Source organism: Mesorhizobium sp. Cs1321R2N1 (assembly GCF_037179725.1).
GTDB lineage: Bacteria > Pseudomonadota > Alphaproteobacteria > Rhizobiales > Rhizobiaceae > Mesorhizobium > Mesorhizobium salmacidum.
Window position 1 is genome coordinate 60,793 of record NZ_JAPYKP010000004.1, and the last position, 15,882, is coordinate 76,674.

The 15,882-nt window shown below is 59.2% G+C and carries 12 protein-coding genes; 2 read left to right on the forward strand and 10 right to left on the reverse strand.

What is annotated here, in order from left to right:
- The first annotated feature begins 29 nt into the window (after positions 1–29).
- Together O7A61_RS02095 and O7A61_RS02105 are read left to right on the forward strand one after the other, a co-directional pair.
- Complete coding sequence (locus O7A61_RS02095; protein ID WP_337128177.1) at positions 30–3,371, forward strand: DEAD/DEAH box helicase; 3,342 nt, start codon at positions 30–32, stop codon at positions 3,369–3,371.
- 766 nt (positions 3,372–4,137) lie between these two features.
- On the forward strand, positions 4,138–4,356 hold the full coding sequence (locus O7A61_RS02105) for a hypothetical protein (RefSeq protein ID WP_337128178.1): 219 nt from the start codon (positions 4,138–4,140) through the stop codon (positions 4,354–4,356).
- Between the two features lie 217 nt (positions 4,357–4,573).
- Here O7A61_RS02105 and O7A61_RS02110 read toward each other — a convergent pair whose 3' ends face one another.
- From O7A61_RS02110 to O7A61_RS02155, 10 genes are all read right to left on the reverse strand, one after another.
- Complete coding sequence (locus O7A61_RS02110) at positions 4,574–5,152, reverse strand: DUF6101 family protein (RefSeq protein ID WP_337108380.1); 579 nt, start codon at positions 5,150–5,152, stop codon at positions 4,574–4,576.
- 1,177 nt (positions 5,153–6,329) lie between these two features.
- Positions 6,330–6,851, reverse strand: a complete 522-nt coding sequence (locus O7A61_RS02115; protein WP_337128179.1) for an ATP-dependent DNA ligase — start codon at positions 6,849–6,851, stop codon at positions 6,330–6,332.
- The gene (locus tag O7A61_RS02120; protein WP_337128180.1) at positions 6,817–6,996 is read right to left on the reverse strand and encodes a hypothetical protein; all 180 of its coding nucleotides are present in this window, start codon (positions 6,994–6,996) and stop codon (positions 6,817–6,819) included. The genes O7A61_RS02115 and O7A61_RS02120 overlap by 35 nt, the downstream gene beginning before the upstream one ends.
- Positions 6,997–7,363: 367 nt before the next feature.
- Positions 7,364–7,702 (reverse strand): slr1659 superfamily regulator, encoded by a 339-nt coding sequence (locus O7A61_RS02125; protein WP_027144707.1) that lies wholly within the window; start codon positions 7,700–7,702, stop codon positions 7,364–7,366.
- Between the two features lie 14 nt (positions 7,703–7,716).
- Positions 7,717–8,280: a slr1658 superfamily regulator gene (locus O7A61_RS02130; protein ID WP_027144708.1), complete on the reverse strand. Its 564-nt coding sequence runs from the start codon at positions 8,278–8,280 to the stop codon at positions 7,717–7,719.
- A 2-nt stretch (positions 8,281–8,282) separates the two neighbouring features.
- The gene (locus O7A61_RS02135; RefSeq protein ID WP_337128181.1) at positions 8,283–10,649 is read right to left on the reverse strand and encodes a SpoIIE family protein phosphatase; all 2,367 of its coding nucleotides are present in this window, start codon (positions 10,647–10,649) and stop codon (positions 8,283–8,285) included.
- On the reverse strand, positions 10,646–11,824 hold the full coding sequence (locus O7A61_RS02140; protein WP_027144709.1) for a class I SAM-dependent methyltransferase: 1,179 nt from the start codon (positions 11,822–11,824) through the stop codon (positions 10,646–10,648). Before O7A61_RS02140 ends, O7A61_RS02135 begins: the two co-directional genes overlap by 4 nt.
- Positions 11,821–12,363, reverse strand: a complete 543-nt coding sequence (locus O7A61_RS02145) for a ubiquinone biosynthesis methyltransferase UbiE (RefSeq protein WP_084636760.1) — start codon at positions 12,361–12,363, stop codon at positions 11,821–11,823. The genes O7A61_RS02140 and O7A61_RS02145 overlap by 4 nt, the downstream gene beginning before the upstream one ends.
- Positions 12,364–12,514: 151 nt before the next feature.
- Entirely contained in the window at positions 12,515–14,164 is a 1,650-nt protein-coding gene (locus O7A61_RS02150) for a putative bifunctional diguanylate cyclase/phosphodiesterase (protein ID WP_337128213.1), read from the reverse strand.
- Positions 14,165–14,546: 382 nt separating this feature from the next.
- Entirely contained in the window at positions 14,547–15,689 is a 1,143-nt protein-coding gene (locus tag O7A61_RS02155; RefSeq protein ID WP_337128182.1) for a helix-turn-helix domain-containing protein, read from the reverse strand.
- Positions 15,690–15,882 lie beyond the last annotated feature (193 nt).

Genomic DNA, 15,882 nt, shown 5'->3' on the forward strand with positions numbered 1-15,882 from the left:
TTCCCCACCGTTGGCAAGGTGAGATCTCAGTGAACAGACCTATTTCGCGGACTGAAATTATCGAACAACTCGATCACCCCTCAAAGGACGGGGAGGTCGCGAGAGAACAGGGCGTCTCGCCTTCTGCGGCAATTGCGGCGGCGCTGGCCGACTCGCTGGAGGACGGTCCGAACAAGCATACTATCCATATATCCGCCTCGGAACGCAGTGCCGAAGAGATCGCTGGAGCTTTGCGTCAGTTTCTGCCAGGCGCAGACATCATCTTCCTGCCCTCCTGGGACTGCCTGCCCTACGACAGGGTATGGCCGACACGCGCCAATATGGGGCGGAGGCTTCGCGCGCTGCATGAGATCGCAGGCGAGCCCAAACGCCCGCGCGTCGTGGTTCTGTCGATCGAGACCGCTCTCCAGCGGGTGCCGCCCGCACCAGTCATTGCTGGGGGCTTCACAATTCTGGAACTCGGACAAATGTTCGACCCGCACGACTTCCGAACGAAAGCCGAGGCGGTGGGATACGCCGTCGACGAGAGGGTGGACGAACCCGGCGAGATAGCCTTTCGGGGCGACCTGATGGATATCTTCCCTGCTGGCGCCGATCACCCGGTCCGTCTTGTCCTCGGTCCAGATACCTGCATCCGAGAACTCAAGATCTACGATCCCGTCACCCAGCTTAGCGAACATTCGCGAGAGTCGATCACTGTTGGACCGGCATCCGAGCTGATGTTCGCAACAGCTGATCATTCCGAGTTGGCACCAATGCGAACGACACCGATGGAAGAACGCCTGATCGCGTTGTATGGCAGTATGCCGTCGGTCTTCGATGTGGCATCCGGCGCCTCAATCTCCTTGCCAGAAGGGCTCGAAGGCCCGCCGCTCGACCGCGTCCTGGATCTGATCGAAGATGCACGTCGTGCCAGGCAAGGGGTTGCCGAACCCGCAACACCATTGCCTGAACAGTTTTACCTGTCGCGCGAGGAATGGGATGTCGCGGTTCGTAAACGCCGCCGCACGAGTCCTACCGTCTCGGCCACCCGAGTTCCCAAATTCGTTCGGCGGGCGCGATCCCGAGATCAGTTCGCCGAGTTTGTGGAAAGGCAGACGAGGTCGGGTGTCACTGTGGTGTTCGCCGGCGAAGCCTCTGAACTGCAGCGTGCGGATCGTCTGCTCTATCGGAGGCTTGGCCGGCGAATGGGGGAGGCGGAGGATTGGCCGCAAATCCGTTCGGCCGCCACGGGCTCTCTTCTCAAGGCCGAATTCATTGTCGACGAAGGGTTTGTCGACGAGCAATCCCGTATCGCGCTGGTGGCTGCGACCGATCTTTTTGGCCGGGCTTTGAAGGCAAACGGCGGCGCCGCCACGAGTATGCTCGAACCCGAGTTGCGCATTGGCGACGTCGTGGTCCATGAGGATCATGGCCTGGCCATTTTGGTGGCGGTCGAACAGGTCGACTTGGCCGGCCAGCCACAGGATGTCGTCAGGCTGGAATATCATGGCGGGGCGTCGTTGCTGGTTCCGGTCGATGAATTTGGGCGGATTTGGCGCTACGGCTCGGAACCCGATGCCGTGTCGCTCGATCGCCTGAACAGCGACGGGTGGCTCAGCCGACGCAAGGCTGCGCTGCGCGACATCGACAGGCTTGCCAAGCGCTTGACGGGCCTTGCCAAAGCCAGGTCCAGCCAGCCTGCCGAGATCATGAAACCCTCGCGCGCGGATCTCGCCCGGTTTGCGGCGAAGTTTCCCTATACCGAAACTCCCGACCAGGCCGCCGCCATTCGCGATGTGCTCGACGACCTGTCGTCAGGGAGAACAATGAACCGGCTTGTCTGCGGCGACGTCGGCTTCGGCAAGACAGAGGTGGCCCTGCGTGCCTGCGCCGCCGCCGCCCTGTGCGGGAAGCAGGTTGCGGTCATAGCCCCGACAACCGTGTTGGCACGCCAGCATTATGAGACGTTCAGCCGCCGGTTTGCCGGGACCGGCCTCGATGTCGCCCACCTCTCGAGAATGGTTGGCGGGGCGGAGGCGAGAACGGTCAAAGAGGGGCTGCGGAGCGGTCGAGTCGCGGTGGTTGTGGGTACGCAAGCCCTGGCGGCCAAGAGCGTCACCTTCGCCAATCTGGGACTGCTGGTGATCGACGAGGAGCACCGGTTCGGTGTCAAGCTGAAGCAGGCGCTGCGGAACATGGCGCCCCGCCTTCATACGCTGAGCATGAGCGCCACGCCGATACCGCGCACGCTGCAATCAGCGATGTCAGGCATCCAGGAAGTCAGCGTCCTCAACTCTCCGCCCGCCAAAAGGCGTCCCGTCCGCACGATTCTGGAGCCCTTCGATCCAGCTTCGGTTAGAGCCGCCCTTTTGCGCGAATTTCGCCGGGGCGGACAGAGCTTCCTGGTGGTTCCACGCATCGAGGACATCGACCCGGTTGGCGAGCAGCTAAACAGATTGGTGCCGGAACTCGCGGTTGTGACGGCCCATGGAGAAATGAAAGGGACACGGCTGGACGAAATCATGGTCGGATTCGCTGACGGTGAAGGCGACATCCTTTTGAGCACCGACATCATCGAGAGCGGCCTCGACGTACCGCGGGCCAACACCATCCTGATCTGGCGGGCGGACAGGTTCGGTCTGGCACAATTGCACCAGCTTCGCGGCCGCGTCGGAAGGGGACCGGTGCAGGCCATTGCCTTTCTTCTGACCGAGCCTGGCGTCGAACTGGCCGAAGGCACAAGAGCTCGACTTTCGACCATGATTGCGCTCGATCGGCTTGGCTCCGGCCTGGCGATCAGTCAAAGAGACCTCGACCTGCGCGGGGCAGGAGACCTCTTCGGCGAAGATCAAGCCGGGCACATGAAGCTGATCGGAGCGGGACTTTATCAGCATCTGCTGGAGCGGGCGGTCTCGCTGGCTGGGGGAGGGGCCGATCCAGACAAGCAGCGTGCCGATATCAAAGGCGCCCCAAATGGGGCCTTTCCCCCAAGCTACGTCAACGAGCCCACGGTGCGCGTCGGCCTTTATGCGAGGCTGTCTCGCATGACTTCCGAGACGGATCTCGACGCATTCGGCGAAGAGCTCGAGGACCGCTTTGGAGATATGCCCGGTCAAGCAGCGGATTTACTGGAACTGACCAGGTTGCGCATAGGCGCGGCGGAACTGGGCATCAGCAAAGTCGACGTGGGACCCGAAGCCATCGCAATCACCTTCCGCAAGAAAACGGCAGCATTCGAATGGCGCTTTGAAAACGCACAGAGCTTCGAGTTCCGCAACGGCCGGCTGATTTTCAGGCCGTCGATCCCGCCCCGCGGCTCAGGCGTCGATGCCGTCCGCTCCCTAGTTGGAGCCTTGCGTGCGGCCAGGCCCAGCCGGCCCAGTGCGTGATGGGTTCGCTCGGATCACCGGTTCCAAATCATGGGGAAAGTTCGGCGCTGCGACGGGCAGTTCGTCAGTTGGCGTTCTTTCCCTTTGAGTCGTCGGAAGCATTTCAGCGACCTCGATGAGGATATCCTTCACGAAGTGATTGATGTGGACGCCCATCTGCTGCGTGCCCGTTGTCTCCGATCGCCTTCCAACTTGCTGCCGCAAGCTATGTTCCCGCCCTGAAAAGCAGGACGCGCCCTTCTGTAAGGTCGATCTTCGAGGCAAAAGAAATCCTGGCGAGTGCGCGTCCGGCGCGCGGGCAGTTCGCTCAAGGTTTTGCTCCTGCTTGATGGGCCGTCATCGACGAGGAGGCCGTCAGCGTCGCCTTCCGGGGCTACACGCCGCTGCCGCTCGAGGACTGCCTCTATGCTCTGCAGCCACGATCCCGCATCTGACACGGCCTTCATGGTACCGCTGCCTTCAGCTGCGGGCTGCCTGCCGGCGCCATTATGAGCCTTGCCTGCGCGCGTGCTCGAGCCGAAGACGCGGGCGATCGGAATGGGAATATTCTATACGGCTTTCCACATCGCTCGGCTCCGCGAGTGCCGCGCTCGACTTCGGCGCGGTCATGCTCCTGGTTTGCCCAGCAATTCTGTGGGTCTTCCACCGTACTGCTGGCCAAAATCGCCCGGCACTTCCCTGAGGCGGCCGGTGCCAAAGCCACAGCCAACCTACTGCTGCTGTTGGCCGCCGCTCTGTGGAGGTTCGGGAACGTGGCGCAACGACGGTGCTCGATCATCTCGATGCGCTGAGCGCCGTCGGCCTACGCTGCCTGGTCAAAGGGCTGCTCGTGCAGCCCTTTGACCTGATCGAACGGCCGCTACGTGCCGGCGGGCCCTCCCTTTTCCAGCATTGCCCGGTGGTCGTGCTGTTTGCCGTCTCCATCATGCTGCGGCAGTTCTGCTCTCTTCGCCACCGTCACCAATGCTTTCTTGCAATGGGGTGACGCAGCTATGGGCGAACCTTACGGCGCCGACGCTCTCTTGCCTCAATGCTTGGCGGCGAGCTTCATTTCGGCAGCCCTGCCGTCTCAGATGGATCCTCATCGATCGGAATCGTAACCAAGCCGACGCGACCTAGCCGCGCCTGGCGAGGTTCCCCAGCGACCAACGCAGTGGGAGGATCGACCCTGCAGACCAAATGAACACGAGACACGCGTCACATCACTTCCGATCCACCAATCGGCCGATATGCTCTAGAGACGTCAGTTTGTTCATCAGGCCAGCCTTGGAAAGCCTGGGTGCATGGTCGAGACGCGGCCCATGTTGCGGTCGCTGGGGTGAGAGCGCGTTGACGTTGGCACCAAGCGTTTCGTCAAGCGTTCGGGCAATGCCGTCGGCGCCAAGCAGAAGCATAGGCAGTCGGTAGGCCTCGGCCCAGGCACGCCAGTCGGCGGCAACAAGTTCGAGGTCGTCGGACACCAGCAGCGGCACCGTCAGCATCGGATCATTGTGCAGAAGCTTGAGCTCCGCAGTGAATTTTTCATCCGGATCCTCCATCGCGCAGGCGGCCACGCCGCGGAAAACCTTGGCGGGAAGGGCAATGATTGCCGGCACGCTGCTTGCATCCTGCGTGCGGCGGACCACCACACCACGTTGGTTGAGGGTGAAGGTCACGTCGCCATAGTCGTCGTGCGTGGTATAGCTCACCGTCTCCGGCAGGCGCGATGGGTCGAGACGCCTGTTGCGGCCGGTCCAGGAACTCGTCTCCGGTTCAGTATGAGCCCGCTTACCATCGTCCATCATTGGCACCTGGAGAAAGAACGGGCTTAAGCAAAGCACGCAACCAACGACCCGAGTGAGCCCCAATCCTCTGCGGCGCCGCCGTTTTCGGCTTGCGTCCAGCAACAGCTGCGTGCCTTCGCAATCTCTACCCCCTTATTGAGGTCGAACCGTACCCGGCTCGAACTCTCAGGACATGTCCTACTGCCAAATAAAATAGCAGTGTACTGTGTATTAGCGATTACTAATTTATGTCAATTTTTTGGTACTTTGGCAAAAAGGCCGGCTGAGCTATGCGATTCGATTACCGCGTGGATGAAAACGACGCTTGCTGGCCCCCAGCGCAGAAAAGAGCTTCGCGCCAGCGACATCTGCCTCCCTGAAGATCCAGCCTAAGGGGCGGCTGCGAACCGCGGGATCGACTTTGATTTCTTCAAACCGTTGTCTGACCTATGAGGGAGGGGGCCTCCGACAAGCGCCCCCATTGTCTTGGGCCACGGTAATTATCAATCGCAGCGGAACGCCCGCCTGGGCGGCGAGCTTTCCTGCCGGCCGGAGGCCAGGAGAGTGAGGTCGAAGCCCCACCGCTGGTTCCGCAGCCCCATTCCCAGGCGTCAACGGCGAGAGATCATGAGGCACAGCTGGCGCAGGTCGCCGTCATAGGTGTCTTGGCTGTTCAGCACATCGACACAACGCTTCTTCATCCTCGTCAGTTGAACTTCGACATATCCGCCACAACGGCCGGCATCTTATCCGGAATGCGGGTTGCTCCTGGGGTGCTTAGCGTGCCGGGGACCGTTCCGACCACACCAGCGTTGAGACCGGTACCCACTCCCAACCTGCACCGACGCCGGCTGTTCCACCGACATTGGCGCCAAGCCCAGCCGGCTCCGGCATTTACGCCACCCGAGCCGTCCACAGAGGCGCCAAGGCCGGCGTTGCTAATGCCTTGAGTTGCTTAACGGAGATTACCGTCGTTCGTCGTGGTTCTCATCTGTTTAAGAATGTAGAAAAGATTTTCTTAAAAGTTTCCAAGTTACTCATTTTTGTTCTCGTAATGTCCATCGAAAGCTCATTCCTAACATTCCGTGTTTGTTCTTATTGCAACTAGCCTAGGTAGGGGCCGTGTTGGGAAGCCGTTTCTTCCAAACAACGAGAGAGCCCTATGCCAGTCTGATTACGTCAGCGAGCATCTCGGTCATTCCGGCCGATATGGCCGCCGGCCAAAGCGGACATTACTGGTGCTGATGCTGAGGTCGCGGTTGCGCCGGATGCGGTAGTCGACGCTCAGTAACCATGTGCTTGACGGTCCGCTGCTGTAGCGGCTGTCAGCGCGCTTCGAGATGATGCCTTCGAGTCCCATCCTCCCGGCGGAGCGGAAGATCGCAAGCGCACTGCCCTCGAAATGCTCGCTGTATTGGATCTTGCCGAGCCCAGGCTCAACCAGTTGCCACAGCGCCTCCTTGCGCCGCAGCAGCGGAAAGGCGGCTAGATCGCGGCCGTCGAGATGGAGGATATCGAACGCGACGAACACCAGCCGGCTCGGCTCGTTCCAGATCGCGCTTTCGAGCACAGGGCAATCGGGATCTCCCTGCTCGCCTCGCACAATGACCTCACCGTCGAGAATGGCAGTCCGGCACGGTAGATCGACGGCCAGTGCGATGGGCCAGTATTTCCTGGTCCAGTCACGGCCGTTTTGCTGTAAAGGCGGACGCCTCATTATCGATGACGATCTGCGTTCGATAGCCGTCGAGATTGGTCTCGTGGACCCATCCCTCATCCGCAGGCGGCAGCTCTACCCGAGTCGGGATCTGCGGCGGAATAAACTCCAGCCGGCCGCCATTGACCTTGGCACGCTTGCTCAATGGCGCCACCTTTGATCGCGCAGCGGCGGCTGACCGGCACAGGCAGCACGACATCGACCCAACATGATGCCTGCCACCTGTACCGAGCCCCCCAAGCCGCTGCGAATATCTGCGCACAAGGCCAATTTGTCGTTAGCTTTGCATCCTAATACTTGTCCTGGCGTACATATCTCGCTCGGTGCGGGGGCTCTTACACCGTTCCCGACCGGCTTAATGCTGTCCGGATTGCCGCCAGCCTGCGTAGCTCTTGCCTAGAGCGTTCGTCATTTCACGGAAACGCACACCGCTCTAACTCTTTGATTTTCGATCCAATCGGGGCGAAACCGTTTGATGCTTCTCCTGGATTGCGATTTTCGGACAAACTTGGTCAGTCCATCAAAAGCACCACAGCAGGGTGCAGCTTCTTCAGATTAGGCAATGATTTTGACTGCCAGGGTATGTCGGGCGTTCCACGCACGACAAGTCGAACATCGGGATGCTTACGCACCTCGATGGTAAATTTCGCCAGCAGGTTGATGCCGGAAGAGTTAAGGAAGTGAAGGTCCTTCAGATTGAGCGTAATAGAGGCGGGATTCGAGGCAAGAACACTCGCCGCCAACGCCGCGATAGGCGCACCAGCGTCGGAACTGGCAAGTCGCATTGCGCCATAAAAGAAAATCTCGCTTTCTTCAGTCCATACGCGGTAGTCGTCTGTCTTGATTTCCATAGCTTGGCATCGTTTCATTTGGTTGTGGGTTGCGAGATCGGAATGGAGGCGTATGTCTCCACGCAAATCCGATCGGTTTCGTCGGTGGCGCTGAATATCCAAGCCAGGCGCGCGCCGTAGTCGCTCATCAACGTCAGCAATCCTAGTCCGGAGCCTCCCACGTCGGGGTTGGCGGCATTGGCTTCGATTCGCTGTATTAGCAGGTCCATAGGGTCGCCAACCGTGATGTCCGCCAGGAGGCTTTGGAACTCAGACGCATCTTCACCACCGACGTCATTCGACACCTTGAGCTTGAAGCACTCCGAATCCATCGACGCCTCGATCACGATCTCACCCGGTGCGCGAAATTTGACGGCATTTTCGATGAGTTCGTTGACCAGATATCCAATGCTGTGCCGCACTTCCATGTAGTCATTGCGGGAGGACCGGAAGCGCAACGCGAAAAGATCGGCGATGAAGTCTGAGGTCGTGGCACAATGACGCCAACCTAAGTCGAGAGGCCCGTCGAACAGCCGCACGCGACTGATGCTCTCCTTCATCCCGATCGCAATATCAGGGGTCCCGAACAGCGTTGTCATGGCTATGTATGCCTTATGATCACGAGGGTGATGTCGTCGTGGATCTTCTGGATCCCGATATGGGCCATCAGATCGTCGATGATGCCGGTCTTGATTTCCTCGGCGCTGCTGCCGTGACGCTTTTGCGCACTTCGGCACAGGCGCTCGAACCCGAACAGAGTTTTGTCCTGATCCTCAGCCTCGGTCACACCGTCGGTGTGGAGTACGATCACGTCGCCGCTCCCGAACAGGATGTCACGCGTGGCAATGAACTTCGAGATGTCGTTCTCCAGGCCAACCGGCAGACCCAGATCAATCGTATCGATACGTTCGACTGCCCCATCCGCACGCACGACCAGAACGTCCTCATGCTGGCCGGATAGCGTTACCCGCTCATCCTCGAAGTCAAGGAAGGCCAGCGAGAGATGCTTGTCGCTGTTCGTCCGCTCGATGTTCTTGTAGATGGCCCTGTTCAATCGATCGAGAAACTGGTGCGGATCCCCCTCGTTGGTCTCCTGCAACGCGCGTGCAACGGATTGGACCATTAGCATCAGCACGCCACTCTCGAGACCATGACCGGTCACGTCGCCGATGCCGATCTTGACCCGTGGCCCATTCTGCAGGACGTCGTAATAGTCGCCGCCGACCTCGTCGGCTGGCCGCATGTAGGCTGCGATCTCCAGCCCCGGAATGGCCTCGAGTTCGATTTGCTTCGGCAGGACCATCATCTGGATCTGCCTGGCGACCGCCAGTTCGGCACCAAGGCGGACGTTCTCGTCCTGGAGCTTTTCGTTGAGTGCGGAAATCTCCTGATTTGCGTCCCCGAGTTCCCTGGTTCGTTCATCGACGAGTTGCTCGAGGTTTTCAGTGTGAAAGCTGATCTGCTCGGCCATCCGGTTGAAGGCGATGCCTGCAGCTCCAACCTCGTCGCGCGTTGGAATGTTCACGCGGACTGAATAGTCTTTGGACTGGAGCCGCTGGGCAGCGCTGGCAAGTGCTCTGAGCCCCGCAGTGATTCGCTTCGAAATTCCGAGCACAGCGGCAAAAACAATCAGAAGCGAAACGGCGATCGCGGCGATCTGGAAGAGCAGTATACGGTTGGTCGCGCGGGAAATACTCTTCTGCGCGGCGAACAGGGAGGCATAGATCTCCCGTTCGGGAACGACGATCCCGACCGACATCATTTCGGACTTGATCGGTCCCGAACTCCACAGATTGGTCGGCTTCAATCTTTTGAGAACAACGATGTAGGGTACGCGTTCGCCCTTGTCATCGAGCATGATATGCTGAATGACACCGTCATTGTTCTGGTCGAGAGGCAGCGACGCGATAGCTGGCTGCGTGCTTCCCCGCAGGGATCTTTCCAGGCCGGTGACGCCCTGGGTGCCCGCATCGCTCGATGACGTCAGGCCGATGATCGCCTGACCCGACGGATTGATCGCCACCACGTTGCCGGTCGACATCGTGAGGAAGCCGAACCCGGTTCCAGCGATCTTCACACGTTCGACGACTTCCGCGAGTTGATCGAGAGTGATGTCCGCTCCCGCCGTACCGGCGATGCCGGTGCGATCGCGCGTCCACAACGGGTGGAAAAAGCTGACGATCAGCTTTCCCGTGATTGCATCGGTGTAAGGCGCTGTCTGGGTGATATCGTCAGCAACCGGACGCGAGGCCGAATCCCTGGCCCACTGCTGCCATGATCCATAGATTCCGGGAAAGAAAAACTCCCAGAACTCCGCCTTGTTGTGCCCTGGATAAAGCCGGTCGAAGGTCTGTGCCTGGTCCGTATACGGTACCGTCCTGAAGATCGGCCGTTCTTTTGGACCAATATAGTACATCTGCAGTTTGGACGCCCCGCTGGCCATGAGCGTTGGCGCAACGAGATCCAACACGGTGCTGTCTTCTATTTCCCGTTGAACGCCTGGCAGCGGACTGTGGTCGGCGCCCAGCAGGTAGCCCCAGACGCTGACCACGGAAGGCGCGCCCGGCAGGTTCTGCGCCCAATCGCCCCGCGCATCGTAGACTACCTTCGCGGAGCCGGGCGCCTCCTGCGAAAGCGTGGCTCCGACCTGTTGCTGCCTGCCTGGATCGTCGATTTGAGCCTGTAGCACGCCCGCCAGGGCCTTGACGTCGCCATGGACTCGATCGAGCAGCAGGTCGACGCTCAGCGCTGTCGATTCGGCATAGGAACGAATGTATTCCTGATTTGCGGTCGTCAGGCCCTCGCCGACTTCCGACGTGGCATCGCGCGAAAGCTTTTGAACGTTCCAAAGCGCCAGCCCACCGCTCAAAAGGAGGTCGAACAGTACGGCGCCACCAACGACCAATACGAATTTCGCTCGAAAGGAGCGCAGGCCGAAGCGCGGTGTACGCTCATCGTCTGCTTTCATTGGGGCCGTCGCCCCGATGCGACCCAGATCGGCCAGCCCGCATAACCCTTGGGGTGGAGCGCGGCGAAAATGTGGTCCTCGAAGCCCTGCCGGAACCGTGCGACGAACTCCGGTCCATCGCCGCGCTTGGTCGCCATCTCGCCCGCATAGACATCCGACCAGGCCGCAATGACGTCGGCGAAGTCCTGCGGATCGCCGTCCAGGTTAGTGACCATGAAGGTCTCCACACGGATGTCTTCGAATCCGGCTTCTACCAGGTATCGCCGGCTCTTGGGCCCAAGCTCGACGTCCATCTCGAAATGCCCGAAGAGCTTCGCCACCTCGTTGTAGGTCCAGCGAATGCTTTCGGCGCGGGGCTCGCCGAGGCAATGCGAATTCTTCTCGTTGGTGATATAGACCCGCCCGCCTGGCTTGCATATGCGGTAGAGCTCCTTGAGAATGAGTTCAGGTCGATTGAAGATTTGCAGGGAATGTCGGCAGGTGACCAAGTCGAACTGCCCTTCATCGAGCAGCATCTCCGACGCATCACCATAGGTATACTCGATGCCCCGGATGTCGAACTCCCGCATCACGCGTCGAGCATAGTTCAGGCTTGACATGGAGTGATCGAGGGCGACGATCCGCGATGGCTGGAACTCCTTCTGCGCGAGCACGGCGAAATCACCGATCCCACAACAAATGTCAGCCATAACGATCCCGGGCCTCATGCCGTGTCGCGGCAAGATTGCGCGCTCGTGGCGCCATGTCATCTTTGTCTGAGTGCGCAGGATCGGTACGAACCCGCCTTCCTCAAGGAAGCCCTGCCCCGGATAGAATTCGGTGTCATACTCCTCGACCGTGATATTCGGTTCTATGCCGCTCAAGCGACCAAATTTTCGCGAGGTCCATCCGACGACGCTTGACGTGATGACGACGAATTTGAGATCGGGTCGAGCGCGACAAGCGTCGATGATGATCCTCGAAAAGGTGTGAAACGCAGCATTGTTCATCTGCGTCAGGCGCCTGACATTGACGTAGAGAACGCCGCGCACGCGGCCGATCGCATCGCGAAGCAACGCTATGCTGGGCCCAAGCTCATCAATCGCCTGAGGCCGGACCACTCCCGATATGCAAAACTCCTGGCTATTGGCGTCGTATTGCACCTTGAAGCGCGGGAGAAGGTCGTAAGGGCTCAATTTTGCAAGCCCTCCAGGGAAAGATCCACGACAAGCTTGATTGCATCGCCCTCGGCTTCCTCGATCCAGAATGTCGCGTTGTAGTCGACAGCCAGTTCCAGAAGTACAACGTCACGGCTGGGCGCGAGATCCCCAGACACCGAATTGAGGTATCGCTCTGTGGCCTCTATCCCTGCGAGTTGCGACACGGCTTCTTCGTAGAATTGCCGCTCCTCAGGCACGCAAGGAAATGTCAACTCGATTCTATCCGTTCCACCATGGCGAGACACCCTGCATGCCAGTTCGCCGTCGGCATGGCGCGTGCGAAAGGCGACTTCCAGCAATTCATTGAAGGCAGAGGAAAAGAGATTTGAGTGATGGACCGAGTCTGACCTGTTTTGGCTGATCATCCGCGCCATGTATGTCGAGACATAGTCGCAATGTTTCCAAGCGGAGACAAAAGCTTTGATTTCCATATCGATCTGGATCATCGGTGCAAAGGTCGGCTCGCCAGCCAGGTGATGATGAACGGTTCCCATTGGCTTCCTCACTTGCTCCATCATTATTGAATCCTCCCGGGGGGATGGCCTCCGCGAGACAAGGTTCGCCGCGCCCGATGAGTCAGTCTCGCACCGACCCGAAGAATTGCGCGGTATCTGCCTTGATCTTTCTGCAAATCTCCACTTTACCGTAAACAAAGGGTATGAGGCGCTAGAGCGCCCGATTTGATCGCTCCATCGCCCGTACCACCCTCAGCGGGGACCGCCTGATGAAATCGCTGACCGCCTCGACGCCAAGTGGCCGCCCCAGGAAATTTCCTTGCAGACAATCGCAATTTTCCTTGATCAGCCACCTTGCCTGTGCCGACGTCTCGACCCCCTCCGCAGTGACATTTATCCCCAGGCCGTGTGCCAGATTCATGATTGATCGCACGATGGTTTGGCTTTTGAGATCGGTATCCAGGTCCGCGATAAAGTACTGATCGATCTTCAATGTATCGAACGGAAAGTTCTTGAGGTAGCTTAGTGATGAGTAGTACGTTCCAAAATCGTCGAGGGAAATTCGTATTCCCAAAACGTTCAGAGTATTCAGTGTGTCGATATTGTCGATCGTCTGCTCAAGCAGGACCGTCTCAGTGATCTCAAGTTCAAGTCTGTCGGCTTCGATTCCGACCGCGTCGATGATCTGAGCGACGGTGTCCGTCAGCGAACCGCTAAGGAACTGAGCTGGTGACAGGTTGACTGCGACTGTCAGCGAGGAAGGCCACGTCATTGCCTGGCGACAGGCTTCCTCGAGCACCCATCGTCCAATGTCGTCCATCAGACCGTCGGCTTCGGCGATCGGTATGAACACGTTGGGGGGAATGATTCCGACCTCGGGGTGCCGCCACCGCAGCAGCGCTTCGAAACCGATCACTGAGGAGGGAGGCCGAATGAGCGGCTGATACTCCAGATAAAGCTCGCCCCGCGCCAGCGCGGTTCGAAGGCTGCGTCTCAGATTCTCGCGTTGCTCGAGCAAGAGCAGCATCGAGCGGTTGAATGTTCGAGCGCAGCCGCGTCCGTCTGTCTTGGCCGCGTAAAGAGCAATGTCGGCGGCTTTCATCAACTGTTCGCCATCGGTCCCGTGCTCCGGCCCGAAAGCAATTCCGATGCTCGAGCCGACGAAGACGGGAATGCCGTTGATGACGAACGGGTTCTTGAAAGCGTCGACCAGCGATCCGGCGAGGCGCTCAGCCTCTGCGGGCTGCTCCTTTCCCAATTGGATGACAGCGAACTCATCGCCGGCATACCGGTATGCGGATTCGCCGTCCTGTAACGCGTCGCGGATACGACCCGCCGCGAGTTGAAGAAGAGTGTCCCCTGCGCCATGGCCGAGCGTGTCATTGACCGCTTTGAAATCGTCAAGATCGATTTGCAAAAGGGCGGTTTTCGGCTTTGATCCGCCGAGGGCGGCCATTGCCCGCTGCAGCCGCTCGCCGAATCGCCGGCGATTCTGCAGTCCGGTCAGCACGTCGTGTGTCGCTTGATGGAGCAGAATTACATGCTCTTGCTCCTCTACCACGCTCCGCCCATCGCGCTCCCTTGATTCGATGATTCCCACCCCATTTGCAGTGGCGAAGACGAAAGCGGACCGCGGCGATTCATCCGATGATGGTGGCAGATCAATGCTTGCCGGTGAGCCGCCATGGAACACACGAAGAAATTCGTCACGATATTTCGCATCGAGGAAGCTCGGGTAGATCTCCCAAACGGCGGCACCCGGCACCACCGCACCTCCGTACACGCCTTTGAGTTTGGCTGCGTAGTGCGTCAGACAGAAGTCGCGATCATAAAACGACAAAATTTCGGTCGTGTACGCCAAAAGGTCAGCGAACAGCGCTTCGCCGTGACGTGGTGCATCGCCTGAGGAAGGCCCCTCACTCTCTGTGCCGACCCCTGTTGCCTCCGGGTGCAATAGCCACCTCCATAGGCGGTAAGAATGTGCTTCCCCAGTCCAGAAATAGCATAGCTGTCAAGCTTCGCAAACATTCAACTCGCAATCTCAACAACAATCGCGTGCCGCGTATTTGCAATGCATGCTCCCCGTGATTGGCGGCGATAACGATGAACAGTTGGTTAATAAACCGGAATCGGCTATATGACTGATAGCGCGGTGGATGGGACACGAAATATTCTGGTTCATGTGGCAGCGTGATCTTTCCCGCCCCTGTGTGACCCGCCCGCATCAACATTCCGATCGGCAATCAGCTTCCGAGCGCCTTTAGCCAGCCTTCAAAGGAAGGGGCCTCGTCGTGTCCGCCAGGCGAAACGGGGTGGGCAGGGCGCGGCAACACCACGGCACTGCGACCTTCGCGGGGGCTGTAACCGAATTCCTTGCTGAATGCTCGGCTGAAATTAGCCGCTGAACTGAACCCGAAGGCTTCCGCAATTTCAACAATGCGCCGGCCGTCCGCCGGATCGCTGAGCGCGACATGGGATGCCAGAAGGCGACGGCTTTGTATGTAATGGATAACCCCACCGCTTGGTTCGAACAATTGATAGAGACGAGAGCGCGAGACGCCGAGCGCCCGGCACATTGAATCCGGTGTCAGATGAGCAGCGTCCAAATTGTGTTGGACGTGTCGACGCGCTCGCTCCATCAGCGCAACACTCGCCAACTGTTCGGCGACCGCGGCATGTTCCGCCGGAGGCGCGAGGCAGGCAATGACCATGCTGCGCGTCGCGTGAACGATGCGGGGCAGATCTTCAGCCGTCAGATTGCGCATTCTTGCTTCGATGCTGTTGAGGTAGTCGACCAGGAGGTTGGCAAAGTTGCCGGACAGAATTGAATTGTTCTTTGCGTCGAGGGTTGACGCCGCGTCCGAGAACAAATCACGTGGAAGGTAGAGGAAGAGACTTTCCGAGCCCGTTACTCTCCCGCGAAACGGATAGCCAAGCGATCTGATCTCCAATTTGCCCGGCTGGTTTTCCGCGACGCGGCGATCGACCTCCGTCCACGACCGGCCAGTGCGAGGCAAGACAATATACCAGTGATCGATGGAACTGGATCGGAGCTTCGCGGTGGAGCGCACGTAGCTGTGTGCCGCCGCGCGCTGTTGAACAATCAGCATGCCACCGAGATTCCAAGCCGTGTGGTCGGCGGGAAAGCCATCGTTCAGCGATTTGTCATCCGGCAATCTGACTTCGACTAGCGGCGCTATATGCGCTTGCCAAGCGGCGAATTGATCCGCTGGCGCCAGTTCGAGCGTTGAAAAGAGCAGGGGTTCGAACGCCGGCGCGAGCGATGGCGCATCCTCTTTGTGGACTTGGCCTGCGCGCGGCCAACGACGCCGATCACTGTCCCGCGGCTGCCCCGCAGAGGGCTCGTCTTGCCTCTTATTGTCCATCGCGTGGTGCCATATCCGAATCGGGTATGCTCCATGCCCCTCTCAATCATGTGGTGTACTTCAGGCATCTGGCAAGACTGGTGAACTCGAGTCGACCGAAACGGCGATCACGCTGGATTACGGCGAGAAATGCATTCCGAGATAAGTTTCTGGATGCGAAGCCAACGACACTCTTCGACCTGAGGGTATAGAA